The organism is Paenibacillus alba (assembly GCF_013204855.1).
Taxonomy (GTDB): Bacteria; Bacillota; Bacilli; order Paenibacillales; family NBRC-103111; genus Paenibacillus_E; species Paenibacillus_E alba.
Map to the genome: position 1 here is coordinate 80,703 of NZ_JABMKZ010000025.1, position 16,144 is coordinate 96,846.

The window sequence follows — 16,144 nt, forward strand, 5'->3', positions numbered from 1 at the left end:
TCTTTCTGCTCGTTAGTTTTCACAGCATTCGTCTCCTATATACCTTCACAGGGTTAACAACCTGTTTATTGCAGCATTTTCTTGCGTAAAAATTGGGTTAGATCACGATCCAGCTCAGCCAGCTTCGTATTTTGCGAGGAAATGATATCCCCATTGGAGGCCATCAGCTTTTCATAAATCTCGTACATGCTCTTGTATTTCTGTCCTGCTTCCTTCAACGTCTGCAATTCGTCCGGCTTGAACGGCCGCTCCCCGCCCACCTGAAGTCGCTGCAGGTACTGTGTGAGCTGAACCATGCTATCGAGCGGAGTCAGATAGTCATTGCCGCCTGCTGCCAGTACAAGGCGTTCATGCGTGTACCCAGCCGAATACAAGGCCTGCTTGCTTGCCTCCAAGTCATTTGTTGTTTTGCTTTGACCGGCTTCCTCCACATAGCTCTTCAAAAGCTCCATCTGAAATAACGATACTTGATATAACAGATGTGTGGCATCGTGCTCCTCTTTAGGAGAACCCAGCGTATGTACAAGTTGATACAAAGGCCAAATTATGAGAAAAAGCACGATGCTGTAGATCACCGTTTTCCTGATTGTTCTCGGTTTCAAACCAATCCCCCGCTTCCCTGTTACCTAGACATGTGTCGCAATAACAGTGTATGGGCAGGAGGACAAACAAATAACCACGGATTTCTCCGTGGTTATCGTTATTGTTATGTGCAGACTCTTATTTAACAAGCTCTGCTTGCTTAATTTCAGGAGTTTCTACTTTCAATTCACCCATTCCGCGAACTAGTTTCTTCGCATAGAATGTTTCTGGTTTCAATACGGATACCATGAAATCAATTGCTAATTGAGGGTCCACTGTCTCACCGCAAGTATAACAGTCAAGCGCGGCAAAACCTCTCTCAGGATAAGTATGAATGGAGAGATGACTCTCGGACAACATAACAAGTACAGTTGCTCCTTGTGGTTCAAATTGCTTGGATTGTACAGATAGTACGGTTGCTCCGCATACCTCGGCAGCTTCTACCATCTGAGCTTGCAGCCAATCTGCATTGTTCAGAAGTTCGAAATCTACCCCCCAAGTATCTACAGCAACGTGTCTTCCGAAAGTTGAGTATTCTGTTTCCATCTTTCGGTTCCCCCTTCCTAGGAATAAAATGTCTGAAAAAAAATTTCATCCGCTAGGACCTACGTCATTCACTTCCCGAGGGTATTATCTCTCGCAACATTCAATGTCCTGAGTGAATCCTGGTTCCTATATTGTTTTCAACGAGAATAAAAATAACATCTATCGACGAGAAATGCAATAGTTTTTTTTGCCAGTGCCCTTCTTTCGAATGGATGCCACATCTAATGTATGTTGAAAAGGCACTTCCGGTTCGCCCAAACAAAAAAGACCCAAGCCTGGGTCTTAAGATTTTAGAGTATATGTGTGGTTAAGCCTCCAGTATAAACAAACGATGTGTCAGTTCATTGAGGCGAGTATCAATCTGCTGATGTTCTTCAGGCTCTTGCAGCGTATTGCGCATATCAAGAAGATGGTTGATTTGATCATAAATCATCTCGATCTCTTGCTCAACTTCTCTCTTCTGGAACATTTGCTGCATGAGGCCAATTGTGTCTCTGTACTCATAAATGACCGTTACTAATTGTCCTTTGACTTCCTCAATCTTGACGACTGTTCCACGTTCATAATAGTAAACCATCGTATAGCTTGGATAAATCCGGTTTACTGTGGCGCTCCCTTTAAACTCAGAAACCGCTTTGCGCATTAAATTAGCCATTAGAGTATTGCTTAATCTGCAGGATCCTGTACATTCATATAGGCCCGATTTCTTTTCAAATGAAAGGATGATTTCTTGACCTGCTCCATCTTGAAAAACAACCTCTTGGTTGCCATTTTCCAAAACTTTCACTTGCAGTGTCACTTGATGATCCACGAACATTTGAAAAAACCTGAACATCTCGGCTTCTGTTAACTGGAGGCAGGTTTTGACATATTCAGTCGCTAACCTTTGTGCCATAAAAATCCCTCGATTCTTTGTTTTCAAGCCATTAACTCTTACCTTGCTTATTATTATACTACATGCGCACTTAATATTCCTGCGTGCAATTCATGATAATCAGCCAAATATTCTGAAAAAACCAAGGAAATACGGAATGCCAGCAAATTTTCACCAGAAAACCTCACTATCCCGCGAACTTCTTCTAGATTTTCTCACTCTTTTAACGTCATACTCCTCCTTACACAAAAAACCGCCCTCTGAATCAGGACGGTTGTTCTTCGTTTGCAACTTCAATTACTTCTTCTTCAGCCGTGGGCTCGCCATATGCGATAGCTTGTTCCAAAATGCCCCATAGCTCGTCTTTGCCAAGTCCAAGCTCCGAGGAGAACATCAAAGGCTGGACGCCTTTATCCATTCCCAGTGTCTCACGCACGATCTTGATGTGCTTCGACCATCTGCTCTTCGGAATCTTGTCCGCTTTGGTTGCTATGACAATGACAGGAACATCATTATGCCTCAGCCATTCATACATCGCCTGATCATCTTTGGAAGGAGGGTGACGCAAGTCCACTAATTGCATGACGAGGCGCAGGGTTTCCCGATTCATCAAATAGCTTTCAATGAATTTGCCCCATTGCTCACGCTTCGTTTTGGATACTTTGGCATAACCATAACCGGGAAGATCGACAAAATATAAGTCCTGATTAATTTTATAATAGTTTAACGTTTGGGTTTTACCGGGCTGCGAGCTGGTTCTAGCCAAATTCTTGCGGGAGATCAAACAGTTAATGAGTGAGGATTTCCCGACATTAGAACGCCCTGCCAGAGCAATCTCTGGCAAGGCATCCTCTGGATATTGGCTAGGTCCAACCGCGCTGATAATAAACTCAGCTTGATTGACTTTCATGAATGTTCAGCTACTTTCTATGGTTATCCAACGTGAGCGGGAGGCCTGTTCTTGACAAGCGCATGTTCCAGCACTTGATCCATATGGCTTACTGGAATGAAGGTCATCTCTGCGCGGACACTTTCTGGAATTTCGATAATATCCTTCTCATTATCCTGAGGCAGCAGGATCGTACGAATGCCGGCCCGATGTGCGGCGAGCGCTTTTTCTTTCAAGCCGCCGATCGGCAGCACGCGGCCGCGAAGCGTAATCTCGCCAGTCATCGCCACTATGCGCGAGACCGGAATATTCGTCAACGCCGAAATCAAAGCCGTAGCCATCGTAATACCAGCCGATGGACCATCCTTAGGAATGGCGCCTTCCGGGATATGAATATGAATATCGTTTTTCTCATGGAAATCAGGCGCTATGCCCAGAACATCGGAACGTGAGCGAGTGTAACTGAAAGCAGCTTGCGCGGATTCCTTCATCACATCACCGAGTTTGCCTGTCAAAGTCAATTTGCCTGTTCCAGGCATCACCGTAACCTCGATGACCAAGGTCTCTCCGCCGACTTCTGTCCAAGCAAGACCCGTCACAGAACCAATCTGGTCTTTCTCCTCCGCGACGCTGTAACGGAACTTCATAGGCCCTAGATAGTCCTTCAGGTTCTCTTCCGTAACATGTACAGGTGTTGCAGGGTCTGATACGATCTTCTTCGCTGCTTTGCGATTCACGCCAGCGACTTGTTGTTCCAGGTTGCGAACACCAGCCTCACGCGTATACTCGCGTACAATTTTCATTAATGCCGCTTCATCCACAACCAGTTGCTCTTCTTCAAGTCCATGGTCGCGCTTCTGCTTCGGCAATAGGTACTTCTTCGCAATCTGCAGCTTCTCAATTTCCGTGTAGCCGGGAATATAGAGAACCTCCATCCGATCTAAAAGAGGGCGTGGAATGTTGTGCACAGCATTCGCCGTCGTCACGAACATCACATTGGATAAGTCAAATGGAACTTCAATGAAATGATCACTAAAAGTGCTGTTCTGCTCGGGATCAAGAACTTCCAACAAGGCCGATGCCGGATCGCCGCGGAAATCCATGGCCATTTTATCGATCTCATCCAGCAAAAATACCGGATTGTTGGCTCCTGCATTTTTCATTCCTTGGATGATCCGCCCAGGCATCGCTCCCACATACGTGCGGCGATGGCCGCGAATCTCGGCTTCATCTCTGACTCCGCCAAGCGAGATTCGGATAAATTGCCGGCCCATGGATCTTGCGATAGAGCGGGCAATGGAGGTTTTCCCAACCCCCGGAGGCCCCACCAGACAAAGGATTGGCCCCTTCAGCTTTTTGACTAGCTTCTGAACCGCCAAATATTCCAGCACGCGCTCTTTGGGCTTCTCAAGGCCGAAATGATCCTCGTTCAAAATTTCTTCCGCTTTGATCAGATCCAAATCATCGTCCGTTTGCTTGCTCCAAGGAAGGGCCAGCAGCCAATCGATATAGTTGCGAATAACGCCGCCTTCCGCAGAAGTCGCAGGCATTTTCTCGAGACGGTCGATTTCTTTCTCAACCTTCTCGCGAACCTTATCCGGCAGATTAGCTTCGGCCAACTGGCTGCGAAGCTCATCGACTTCGCCAGCCCGGCCTTCCTTATCGCCAAGCTCCTTCTGGATGGCTTTCATTTGCTCACGAAGGTAGTACTCCTTCTGAGTTTTCTCCATTTGCTTCTTCACACGCTGACTGATCTTGCGTTCCAATTCCAGCACTTCTCGCTCATTATTCAAGATATTGAGCATTTTCTCGAGACGCTCTCGCACATCGACCGTCTCCAAAATGTCTTGCTTATCTTTAATTTTGAGCGATAAATGACTGCATATAACATCGGCTAAACGCCCTGGTTCATCAATATCTGAAACCGCGGCCAGCGTTTCCGGTGTAACCTTTTTCGATAAATTAATGTAATTCTCGAATTGGTTCAGCACCGTTCGCATGAGCGCATCGATCTCTGGATCTGTGATCTCCTGCTCTGGCAACTCTTTGGCTGTGACTTCGTAATATTCATCATTCGCAAGGTACTCTACAATCTCAGCACGCAACACGCCTTCCACTAACACACGGATTGTTCCATTTGGCAGCTTCAGCATCTGTCGCACCTTGGCAATGGTTCCGATGCGATAAATATCCTCTTTGGAAGGTTCTTCGATGTTGATCTCAGATTGAGAGCAGAGGAGAATCATGCTGTCATCCACCATTGCCCGCTCGAGTGCTTTAACCGATTTTTCCCGCCCTACATCCAGATGTAGCACCATGCTCGGGTAAACCAGCAGTCCCCTTAGAGGCAATAGCGGCAATCTGCGCACCTTGATTTTTCCGGGTCCCATCCTCTGCACCTCCATATATATGGATCTTTGATTCCAAGATCAAAGTCTCTCATTTTTGTATCCCTTTGTTGCCCTTTACATTTTAACAAAACTGCAAACAAAATACCAATCAGCACCTGACGCATGGTGTAAGGTATTTCGAATATCCTCTTTAAGAATCAATCGTATGCTGGGAATTAGCATGCAAGATCGGCAGCGATGCAGCGGAAACGCCTCTCTCCGTTGCGAAAGGCAGCGGTATGACGTTGTCATGAAGCTCAATGCCAAGCGCAACACTCAGCACTTCTTCAATGGAGTCCGCCGCAATAACCTCTACACCAGGCAAATCGGTGAATAGCTCCTGCCAGTTTTCCTTGGGAATGATGACTTTCGTTGCACCGGCTTGGAAAGCTGCTTCCACCTTAGCTACAACACCGCCAACCGGTTTCACCTTTCCGTGGATGCTCATTTCTCCCGTCATCGCCAGTTTATTATCGACAGGAATTTTATGTAGCGCAGACGCAATCGCCGTTGCCATCGAAATACCGGCAGATGGACCGTCGATCGGCACGCCGCCAGGGAAATTAATATGCAGATCATAATCCGATGTGTTGAATCCAAGCTTGCGAAGGACGGTCAACACGTTCTCCACTGACCCTCGGGCCATACTTTTCCGGCGGATAGTACGCGAGCCTCCCCCCATTTCCTCTTCATCCACAACACCGGTAATGTTGAACTTGCCTGTTCCCGCTGCAGCAACAGGAATGGCTGTTACTTCAATCTCAAGCAGGGTACCCAAATTGGGGCCATACACCGCTAACCCGTTCACGAATCCAATTTGAGGCTGGGCAGGAACTTTGCGCTCGGGTCTTGGCGGAATTTGCGATGAATTAACAACCCATTCAATGTCTGCCGCTGTAATCTCATCCCGCTTATCCGTCAAAGCAATTCCCGCGGCCAGTTGAATGACATTCACAGCTTCACGGCCATTGGTTGCATATTTCATGACAACTTGAATGGCTGCCTCACATTTCTTAAATCCAATCTTGTCGAGCGCCTTCCGCGCAATTTCACCCACCTCGTTAGGAAGAAGCGGACGGAAAAAGATTTCCAAACAACGCGAACGAATGGCAGGAGGAATCTCGCTAGGCGTGCGAGTCGTAGCCCCGACCAAACGGAAGTCCGCAGGAAGTCCATTCTGAAATATATCGTGAATATAGCCTGGAATATTCGTATCTTCGGAGCTATAGTACGCACTCTCGAGAAAGACTTTGCGATCCTCCAGCACTTTTAATAATTTGTTCATTTGGGTGGGATGCAATTCACCGATCTCATCGATAAACAAAATACCGCCATGCGCTTTCGTCACAGCTCCCGGTTTAGGCTGGGGAATTCCAGCGACACCCATCGCGCCTGCTCCCTGATAAATAGGATCATGAACAGAACCGATCAATGGATCAGCGATACCTCTTTCATCAAATCGGGCCGTTGTTGCATCAATTTCAGTGAATTTCGAATCCGGCCGGAAAGGCGATTCCTGATTTCTCTTCGCCTCTTCCAAGACGACACGGGCCGCAGCGGTTTTCCCTACACCTGGAGGGCCATAAATGATCACATGCTGCGGATTCGGACCGCACAAGGCAGCTTTCAGGGCTTTCAGTCCTTCAACCTGCCCAACGATATCCTGCATCGAGGAAGGTCTTGTTTTTTCCGATAAAGGCTTCGTTAAGGAAATGGATCTCAGCTTTCTCAGCTTCTCCAATTCTTTTCTGGATTCTCTATCGACAGCAGAACGGTTCGTCTGTTGATTGCGCAGCAAATTCCAGAAATACAACCCGATAACAACAGCAAAAAACACTTGGATTACCATTAGAATGATACTTAAACTCATTTTTTTACCCTCCTTAGAGATTTGCTTCGACAAAACGGTTCTACGATAACATCCATTATTCCCGTGTAAAAGAAGGTTAATCCAATCCATGCAAACTTTTGCAGGATGTATGATCCCCCCCTTGCGGAAGAAGGATAAGAGTAGATATTCACGCAAAAGGATGTGGCGTCTTGAAGCAAATGTTGCTTATTCTACTTTCCCTTTGCCTTTGTACGGCAAACCTAGAGGCATACGCTTCTGCGAGCGATCCGCTAATGCCAAGCGCTGACGTTCTCATTGACGTAGGGCATGGCGGGATTGACAGTGGAACATTAGTTGGTAAATATGAAGAGAAAGACCTGAACTTAGCAATTTCAAAAAAAACATATAAGCTTCTTACGAAAAAAGGTTATCGTGTCGTCATCAACCGAACCAAGGACTACGCATTAAGCGAAGACAACAAATGGTCATACGGCGGCAGACATCGCAAAGATCTAGCTCAACGCTCCGGCATCGCCAACACAGTCAAGCCCAAAATGATGTTGAGCCTTCATATCAATTGGTCTAGAAAGCCCACTAGCCGAGGCCCAATCGTCATTTATCAGAATCAATCCGAAAGTATTCTCATTGCTCAGCTCTTGCAAGAATCGCTCAACCGTGTGTATGGGATGGAAGAATTGCCTATTCTCGGCAAGAAGTACTACGTCCTTAAAAACACAAAATGTCCCACGGTCATTGTTGAGCTTGGCTTCCTCTCCAACAAAACGGATCGCAAGCTGCTGACATCCGCACATCATCAAGCAAAGCTTGCCGAGGCGATCACGCAGGCCGTGGAACGATATTTTGCCATGACACAGCCTAAGCCTAATTAGTGCTGCGTTTCATTGTTTGCGATATCGAAACAAAGGTGGCTTCCTTTTGAATGGACGGGATTGCCTCTTTAATCACTTGCGCGGTTTTTTTGCCCGGCGGCCCGACATGACCGATAGCAATAACCGTATCTCTCTCATGAATCAGCTTTTTGAGCCTGGTCATTTGTTTGCTGATATGGCTGTACGTATATAAATCATCAAAGAACAGCTGATTCTCGGAGAAAGGGACTCCTTGCGGTCCTGCCAGCTTCCCGATGACACTTTTGGGCGTTGTGCGGCTGTCCAAAAGCATGAGATTCCTTTCTTTGCAAATATCAACGAGAATTTTCATGATTCTTTCATCAGCCGTCACCTTAGAACCCATATGATTATTGATTCCTATCACATAAGGAATATCTTCAATGGCTGCTACAATCCGCTTGTGAACCTCTTCGTCGCTCAGATCCGTTGTAATGGCTCCCGGTCCCAGCCAACTCTTCTTGCCCCTCACTGGCTCCATAGGCAGGTGCAGGATGACCTCATGGCCCTTATCGTGGGCCAACTGCGCATCTTGTTTGCTTGATGGCAGAAATGGCATAACAGCGACGGTAAAAGGGATAGGGAGATCCATCATCTCCTTGGTTCCCTCCATATTGTTGCCAAAATCATCAATGACGATGGCAACCTTCTTCATGGTCATTTCGGCAGCGGGCTTAGCCGGCTTCATCCCATCAGATGCCCCTGTTTGTATAGGCAGCAAAAGCAGGCCAACGCCAATGACACTCGCCAAAGTAATTACTCGCATAGAAGCATATTTGCTTTTCACATTCATAGTCATTCTCCTCATTAGTAAAACTTAAGTAAATTGAGCAAGCTTTCCAGTTTCACTCATTATGCTTCTCTTGGCCCACAAATATGCGCTCTCAGGTCTATAAAAAGCAAAAGGAACCTACGCAAGTTAGTATCCTGCGGGTTCCTGTTTGAGTATTAGTTCCTTATCTCAGAAAGTCAGTTCTCGGAGACAAAAACACAAAGACCATCAGGATTTACCCTGATGGTCTGATCTCGCCTTGTCATGATGGCGATTAGTGTTTGCGGCCAGGAATGACACCTGTCTTTTCATATGAATCAACAATGATATCAATTTCTTTTTTGAGTTCAGCGAGCAGTTCTGCTTCTGGCACTTTACGAATCATTTCTCCGTAACGGAACAACATGCCTTCGCCGCGAGCACCTGCGATCCCGATATCCGCTTCACGCGCTTCACCTGGACCGTTAACGGCACAGCCCAACACAGATACCTTGATTGGCACCTTGATTTTGGAGATGTACTCTTCAACCTCGTTAGCAATCGAGAATAGATCAATATCCAAACGACCGCAGGTCGGACAGGATACGAGCGTTGCCGCATTCGTAATTAATCCAAATGTTTTGAGCAGCTCACGAGCAACCTTAATCTCTTCAACCGGGTCTGCGCTAAGCGAAATGCGAAGCGTGTTCCCGATTCCCATGTTGAGAAGCGTACCAATCCCTGCCGCACTTTTTACAGCTCCTGTAAATAAGGTGCCAGCCTCTGTAATTCCGAGGTGAAGAGGGTAATTAAAGGCTTGGGCAGCTTGCGAATAAGCCGCTATAGCCATTGGCACATCAGAAGCTTTGAGGGACACGATAATATCATGGAAATCAAGCTCTTCCAGAATATTGATGTGAAACAAAGCACTCTCTACCATGGCTTCCGGGGTTGGGTATCCATACTTCTCAAGGAGATGATTCTCCAAGGAGCCCGCATTTACGCCGATCCGAATCGGAATTCCACGTTCCTTACAAGCCTTAACGACCGCTTCCACTTTCTCGCGGCGACCGATATTGCCTGGATTAATCCGTACTTTGTCAATCCCATTCTCAATGGCAGCAAGCGCCAACCGATAGTCAAAATGAATATCAGAAACGAGCGGAATATGAATTTGCTTCTTGATCTCTTTAATTGCCTCTGCTGCTTCCTTATTGTTAACCGTGACACGAACGAGTTGACAGCCTGCCTCTTCCAAGCGAAGAATTTCGGCAACGGTTGCTTTCACATCCGCCGTCTTCGTTGTGCACATGCTTTGCATGATGACTTCATTGCTGCCACCGATGGTCAAATCGCCCACTCGGACGGCACGTGTATCTCTTCTATGGAACATTATGGTTTCTCTCCCCATGACACCAAACATCCTCCGCTCCAATTTCCTTGAAGGAAATCGGATTGGAGGCTGTGTGTTCGTTTATGAAATTATGGGTTACGCACTTTCCTCTTTTTTCTTACCTGAGGCAGGAGCGCCCTCTTTGGTCGTCAAAACAGGAGTAATCTTGTTCTGGACCGTTTCCTTGGACACCACACAAGTGGATACATCCGTTCTTGAAGGAACCTCGAACATCACATCAAGCATAATGCTCTCGATGATAGCTCTCAATCCACGCGCCCCAGTATTCCGTTTAATCGCTTCTTTGGCAATAGCGTCTAACGCCTCAGCATCGAATTCGAGTGAAACGTTATCCATTTCCAGCATCTTCTGGTATTGTTTCACAAGCGCATTCTTAGGCTCGGAAAGAATACGCACAAGGGCTGCTTCATCTAGCGGCTCTAGTGTGGAAATAACTGGCAAACGACCTACGAATTCCGGAATTAATCCGAATCTCAAAAGATCCTCTGGAAGTACCATGGATAAGTACTCGCCTGGTTTCAAATCAACTTTAGCACCGTCAGTGCTAAAACCGATCACTTTTTTACCGATTCTACGTTTGATAATTTGCTCCAGACCGTCAAAAGCTCCGCCGCAAATAAACAAAATATTCGTCGTATCGATTTGAATGAATTCTTGATGCGGATGCTTACGTCCACCTTGCGGAGGAACGGACGCTACCGTACCTTCAAGAATTTTCAATAAAGCTTGCTGTACGCCTTCACCAGAAACATCTCTTGTGATCGATGGGTTCTCGGATTTGCGTGCAACTTTATCAATCTCATCAATGTAGATAATGCCGCGCTCAGCTTTCTCTACATCATAATCAGCAGCTTGAATCAATTTGAGCAAAATATTCTCAACGTCTTCCCCTACATATCCCGCTTCTGTCAATGAAGTGGCATCTGCGATCGCGAAAGGTACGTTCAGAATTTTGGCTAGTGTTTGTGCCAGCAACGTTTTACCGCTACCTGTTGGTCCTAGAAGGACGATGTTACTTTTTTGAAGTTCAACATCTTCCAATTTGTTTTGCGAATTGATACGTTTGTAGTGATTGTAAACCGCTACAGCCAACGATTTTTTCGCTTGTTCTTGACCAATGACATACTGATCCAAAATGTTGCGAATTTCCTTTGGTTTCGGAACATCCTTCAGATCAAGCTCTTCTTCATGACCTAATTCTTCTTCCACAATCTCCGTGCAAAGCTCTATACATTCATCACAAATGTAAACTCCCGGACCTGCAACAAGTTTGCGAACTTGATCCTGGGATTTTCCACAAAAGGAACATTTGAGTTGGCCTTTTTCATCGTTAAATTTAAACATGGGATCACTCCTTTATTTCAAGTCGTTTCGAGTGATAACCTCGTCGATTAACCCGTATGCCTTCGCTTCATCAGCGCTCATAAAGTTATCCCGGTCGGTGTCTCTTTCGATCTTATCAAGCGGCTGTCCCGTACGGTCCACATAAATCTGGTTGAGTTTTTGTTTCGTCTTGATAATCCAATCCGCGTGAATCTTGATATCGGTCGCTTGACCTCTAACACCGCCGAGCGGTTGGTGAATCATAACTTCTGCATTCGGCAGCGCGTATCGCTTGCCTTTGGCACCTGCTGTTAACAGCAAAGAGCCCATACTTGCAGCCATACCTACGCAAATCGTAGATACATCAGGTTTAATGAATTGCATGGTATCAAAAATACCCATACCTGCCGTTACAGACCCACCTGGTGAGTTGATATATAAGTGGATATCCTTATCAGGGTCCTGTGCGGATAAAAAGAGCAGCTGGGCAATGACCAAATTAGCCACATCGTCATCAATTGCGGTCCCGATGAATATAATGCGGTCCTTAAGCAGACGCGAGTAGATATCGTAAGAACGTTCCCCACGAGCCTCTTGTTCAACAACCATAGGAATAAGACTCATTGTACCAACTCCTTTTACGGCCATAGCCATATTCTCCAAATTGGGATTCAGTAACAGTTTAACACGTTTGAGCGGCAAAGTCATTTTTTCAGAGAACTGCTATGTAAGTGGGCATTTCTTATGTTATTGGGCAGTTTGGAGCTAAAATAGGGTAAAAGAAAGGCACGTTGCTTACGTACGTGCCTTTACTAACCTTATTTATACTGCTGCGGAAACATGCTTGCTATTTTCAAGCAAGAAGTCTACCGTTTTTCTCATAACAAGATCGTTGCTCAAACCTTCAAGGCTGCCGTTGGAAGCAAACAGCTCACGAAGTTCAGCAGTTGTTTTTTGGTAGGAATCTGCATATTTGCCAAGTTCCGCGTCAACTTCTTCGTCGGAAACTTCGATTTTTTCTGCAGCTGCAATTGCTTCAAGAACAAGGTTGTTGCGAACACGCTTCTCAGCATCTTCTCTCATTTGATCTTTCAGCACGCTCTCGTTTTGACCGGAGAACTGGAAGTAAATTTCAAGCGTCATGCCTTGGGAACGAAGACGTCTTTCGAATTCTTTCACCATAACATCAAGCTCTGCTTCTACCATGGAAGCTGGAATTTCAACATCAGCATTCGCTGCTGCTTTTTCCACAACTGCTGTTTCAAGAGCAGCCTCTGAATCTTTTTCCTTGCGCTCTTGAAGACGTTTTTGCAATTCTTCTTTGTACTCGACAAGTGTATCGTACTCGCTAACATCTTTCGCGAATTCATCGTCAAGCTCTGGCAAGTTTTTGCGTTTGATGTCGTGAATCAACACTTTAAACACAGCTGCTTTACCTTTAAGGTCTTCGGAGTGGTAGTTTTCTGGGAAGCTAACGTTAACTTCCTTTTCTTCACCTTTGCCAAGACCAACTAGCTGCTCTTCGAATCCTGGGATGAAGGAGTTCGATCCAAGCTCAAGGGAATACTTCTCCGCTTTGCCGCCTTCGAATGCTTCACCATCAACGAATCCTTCGAAATCAAGGACAACGACGTCGCCGTTAGCTGCTTGTCCTTCTTCAAGAACAACCAATTCAGCGTGACGTTGTTGCAAGCGTGCAAGCTCTTCGTTCAGTTCTTCTTCTGTTACTGTTGCACTAACCGCTTCAACTTCAATGCCTTTGTAATCGCCAAGCGTAACTTCAGGCTTAACGGTTACTTTAGCTTTGAACTTCAGGATTTGGCCTTTACCGAATTGCTCAACGTCTACTTCTGGACGATCAACAGGCTCGATTTTAACCTCTTCAATCGCTTCAACATAGACTTCAGGCAAAATGATATCTAAAGCATCTTGATATAAGCTTTCAACACCGAATTTAGCTTCAAAGATAGAACGAGGAACTTTCCCTTTACGGAATCCTGGAACATTTACTTTCGCTGATACCTTTTTAAATGCTTTATCCAAAGCATCTGCGACGCGCTCTGCGCCAACTTCCACTTCAAGAACGCCTACGTTCTTCTCTATTTTTTCCCAACTTGCTTTCATTTTATGCTTTCCCCTCCAAAAATGTACGATGACATATTTTCACGTACGCTCATTATAACCATTCTATTATAACATATAACAATTTCATTTCAAGGCGGCCTTTAGAAGCTACGACGGATCGGGACTAAACTGCTGCACAAACGCTTGCAGCACTAGGTGTGCCCGCTTCCATTGCAGCGTCATTGAATCCACAATCCCATAGTTATCTAGTATTTCTTCGCGGTTTACCGTGCCAAATAATTTCTCTTGCAGTATAGCGTGCAGCGCAGAAGCCCATACATCTACCGCCCCTTCTTCGGCGCTAACGAGATCCGTGTAGATGGCTGTGCCGTAAGCGTAGGCCAGAAACTCCTGCCACGTTTGTCTGGCAAAATAAACAAAATCAGGCTGGCTTGTTTCACTAATGTCCCCAACTCTGCGAATCATATCACGAATTCGCAATGGAAATTCTTCGGGACACAGCGGTGTCTCCTCAATATCGACGGCGATGGTCTTCCCATTCTTAGGAAACTCAACAATCCCGTTCTCACCCATGTGCTTGAGCGCTTGCAGAGCTTTAAACTGAATGTGTGGATGCCGCGGTCTTTCATTGAGCCATTCCCTCACCGATTGACCCAGACCTGGTTGATCAAGGAAGCCAAGCTGCTCCAGCGCGCTGACCTGCTCCTCCAAGGTCCCTTCTTTCAACAGGTTCAGCAATTTAAGGGCATAGCCTTCGTCCGTCGTCTTTTCTCTTATGTATTGTCTTAGTAAGTCCTTCTCCTCTTCTTCGTCCTCTTCCTGCTGCGTTGTCGTCGGAAACATCGTCTCTGGAAACATCGTATAGAGCCAATGGCGCAGCGCTTCCCACTGTTCCGTTTTACTTTCGTCCACATTCGGAAATTGCAGCAGAAAAGTTAACAACTGCAGGGCATCCGTATACTGCTCTGTCCGCAGGAAACGTGTCAACTCATCTTCATAATACTGTTCTGTTTTCGGAAAAAGAAATAGATTGTTCATAGATCGGTCCGTTATGGGAATCACCTCAGAAATCATGGTCTCGCTGGTGACAGTTTACTTGATTGTCAGAGTGATTGCAAAATAATTATGAATCAAGGGTTGACTTCCTATAAAACGATATGATATATTAACTCTCGCTTCGCTAAACGGATTCATTCCGCTAGGTAAGAAGAGGTTTATGTCTCAGTAGCTCAGCTGGATAGAGCACACGCCTTCTAAGCGTGCGGTCGGGGGTTCGAATCCCTCCTGGGACGTCATAGTAATGGAAGAGACCGCGAGATATCGCGGTCTTTTTTTTGTTTAGAAAAATAAAATTGAGGAAATTGACAATCACAGATGAATGGGTAGCACCATAAGCCAATCAGGGTTCTTAGAAAATTAATCAGGGCTTATTAAGCATTTACCTACTAACTCTTCTGCCTCATACCCGTTTGGTTTAAGGTTTAAAGAAATAGTGTCTTTATTCATTTGTGGATTTTTATAGCCCATATGCACAACATTATTAATCACATATTCATTTGAAGTGTTGTTTGCATCTACCAGTAAATTCCCTGTGAGTTCGCCAAGACATATTCCAGTTATTACAACAACATTGGCACTCTTTACGTACATTGAAAACTCAACATTTATAGAAAACATACGCTTCACCACCTTTTATTCTCCCAATATTTATCTGTATTCTCTGAGCAGTTGAATTGTATCTCTAGTCTCAGAATTCGGTATTCCATATGCCTTTGTAAAGTTAATCAATTTCCTTGGCCTCAATCTCCATTTGAATAATGTTTGTGCCGTTTGCTCTTCCAGTTCTGTACTGAGTTGCATGAATAAATTCTTCAAACACCGCTGATGCAGAAGGATTGGGTTATCTCCATCACGGCTTAGGCCAAACGGATCGACATAGGATACTGGGTTCCCACGTACCGTAGGGGATAGGTGTACGTGTAGCTCCGTATGTGACCGAGGCGACGGTAGCTGCGCTGTTCTGTTCGGTCAATACGTTGCCCGCAGCATCATAGGTGTAGATGTAGTGGATAATCCATTGTCCGCTCGCTGTTTGATCCGTCAGAGAGATCAGTTGACTGTTAGAGTTGCCATGAAAAAAGAAACCTTGAAAGGCATGAAGCCAATCAAGGTAAATTGATATTAAGATTCAAATGTTGTTCTATCGGGGAAACGCCCATTTTCCCGAATAAAACATACTGATATCCTTTGAGCAGCCCTATCGAAATAAAATTTATTGGAAATACTAATATCAGGGATAGGCTCTATCTCAGCAAACTTCCTCGTTATTTTGTTAAGTTCTATTTTGCCCATCATATCTTCATTTGGTCCAAATTTGTATACTACTCTTTCTTCATTTTCCATTTCTTTGAGCAACAGTACGTACGAAGCCAAAATTTTCTCCTCCTCTTATGGATTCCACGGGCAACCTGATTCTATGGTTTTGTCATGTGCTGTCCTATAGTTTGTTTTGAATATCCCTTCAAATCTCGATTCAAACAACTCATGATTA

15 protein-coding genes and 1 tRNA gene are annotated in these 16,144 nt (G+C 45.4%); 2 read left to right on the forward strand and 14 right to left on the reverse strand.

Annotation, left to right across the window (positions count from 1 at the left end):
* Window positions 1-65 precede the first annotated feature (65 nt).
* The 6 genes from HQN90_RS25615 to lonB all read right to left on the reverse strand — a co-directional run bounded on the left by HQN90_RS25615 (window position 66) and on the right by lonB (window position 7,151).
* A complete protein-coding gene (locus HQN90_RS25615; protein WP_173224002.1) occupies window positions 66-602 on the reverse strand; it encodes an S-adenosylmethionine decarboxylase in 537 nt (178 codons plus the stop codon).
* A gap of 118 nt (window positions 603-720) precedes the next feature.
* Window positions 721-1,128, reverse strand: a complete 408-nt coding sequence (gene speD / locus HQN90_RS25620; protein WP_079419122.1) for an adenosylmethionine decarboxylase — start codon at window positions 1,126-1,128, stop codon at window positions 721-723.
* A 307-nt stretch (window positions 1,129-1,435) separates the two neighbouring features.
* Window positions 1,436-2,023, reverse strand: a complete 588-nt coding sequence (locus tag HQN90_RS25625; RefSeq protein WP_079419346.1) for a non-ribosomal peptide synthetase module — start codon at window positions 2,021-2,023, stop codon at window positions 1,436-1,438.
* Window positions 2,024-2,267: 244 nt separating this feature from the next.
* A complete protein-coding gene (gene yihA, locus HQN90_RS25630; protein WP_173224004.1) occupies window positions 2,268-2,912 on the reverse strand; it encodes a ribosome biogenesis GTP-binding protein YihA/YsxC in 645 nt (214 codons plus the stop codon).
* A gap of 23 nt (window positions 2,913-2,935) precedes the next feature.
* The gene (lon, locus tag HQN90_RS25635; protein WP_173224006.1) at window positions 2,936-5,281 is read right to left on the reverse strand and encodes an endopeptidase La; all 2,346 of its coding nucleotides are present in this window, start codon (window positions 5,279-5,281) and stop codon (window positions 2,936-2,938) included.
* A gap of 151 nt (window positions 5,282-5,432) precedes the next feature.
* Complete coding sequence (lonB, locus tag HQN90_RS25640; protein WP_173224008.1) at window positions 5,433-7,151, reverse strand: ATP-dependent protease LonB; 1,719 nt, start codon at window positions 7,149-7,151, stop codon at window positions 5,433-5,435.
* Between the two features lie 179 nt (window positions 7,152-7,330).
* Between lonB and HQN90_RS25645 the strand changes: the two genes are divergently transcribed.
* Window positions 7,331-8,002 (forward strand): N-acetylmuramoyl-L-alanine amidase family protein, encoded by a 672-nt coding sequence (locus tag HQN90_RS25645; RefSeq protein WP_246362840.1) that lies wholly within the window; start codon window positions 7,331-7,333, stop codon window positions 8,000-8,002.
* On the opposite strand, the gene HQN90_RS25650 is transcribed toward HQN90_RS25645, so the two are convergent.
* The 6 genes from HQN90_RS25650 to HQN90_RS25675 form a co-directional block, all read right to left on the reverse strand.
* A complete protein-coding gene (locus HQN90_RS25650) occupies window positions 7,995-8,786 on the reverse strand; it encodes a divergent polysaccharide deacetylase family protein (protein WP_173224068.1) in 792 nt (263 codons plus the stop codon). The two genes, HQN90_RS25645 and HQN90_RS25650, sit on opposite strands and share 8 nt — an antisense overlap.
* 280 nt (window positions 8,787-9,066) lie before the next feature.
* The gene (gene ispG, locus HQN90_RS25655) at window positions 9,067-10,164 is read right to left on the reverse strand and encodes a flavodoxin-dependent (E)-4-hydroxy-3-methylbut-2-enyl-diphosphate synthase (protein ID WP_173224012.1); all 1,098 of its coding nucleotides are present in this window, start codon (window positions 10,162-10,164) and stop codon (window positions 9,067-9,069) included.
* Window positions 10,165-10,260: 96 nt separating this feature from the next.
* Window positions 10,261-11,529, reverse strand: coding sequence for an ATP-dependent protease ATP-binding subunit ClpX (clpX, locus tag HQN90_RS25660; protein WP_079419134.1), 1,269 nt, complete (start codon window positions 11,527-11,529; stop codon window positions 10,261-10,263).
* A 12-nt stretch (window positions 11,530-11,541) separates the two neighbouring features.
* Entirely contained in the window at window positions 11,542-12,132 is a 591-nt protein-coding gene (gene clpP, locus HQN90_RS25665) for an ATP-dependent Clp endopeptidase proteolytic subunit ClpP (RefSeq protein ID WP_079419350.1), read from the reverse strand.
* A gap of 198 nt (window positions 12,133-12,330) precedes the next feature.
* Entirely contained in the window at window positions 12,331-13,632 is a 1,302-nt protein-coding gene (gene tig / locus HQN90_RS25670) for a trigger factor (RefSeq protein ID WP_173224014.1), read from the reverse strand.
* Window positions 13,633-13,740: 108 nt separating this feature from the next.
* On the reverse strand, window positions 13,741-14,631 hold the full coding sequence (locus tag HQN90_RS25675) for a hypothetical protein (protein ID WP_173224016.1): 891 nt from the start codon (window positions 14,629-14,631) through the stop codon (window positions 13,741-13,743).
* Between the two features lie 180 nt (window positions 14,632-14,811).
* Here HQN90_RS25675 and HQN90_RS25680 point away from each other — a divergent pair.
* Window positions 14,812-14,885: transfer RNA gene (locus HQN90_RS25680), tRNA-Arg, on the forward strand.
* A gap of 124 nt (window positions 14,886-15,009) precedes the next feature.
* On the opposite strand, the gene HQN90_RS25685 is transcribed toward HQN90_RS25680, so the two are convergent.
* Together HQN90_RS25685 and HQN90_RS25690 are read right to left on the reverse strand one after the other, a co-directional pair.
* Window positions 15,010-15,282 (reverse strand): hypothetical protein, encoded by a 273-nt coding sequence (locus HQN90_RS25685; protein WP_173224018.1) that lies wholly within the window; start codon window positions 15,280-15,282, stop codon window positions 15,010-15,012.
* Between the two features lie 492 nt (window positions 15,283-15,774).
* Window positions 15,775-16,026 carry a hypothetical protein gene (locus tag HQN90_RS25690; RefSeq protein WP_173224020.1) on the reverse strand — a complete coding sequence of 84 codons (252 nt, stop codon included), beginning with the start codon at window positions 16,024-16,026 and terminating at the stop codon, window positions 15,775-15,777.
* Between the last annotated feature and the right edge of the window lie 118 nt (window positions 16,027-16,144).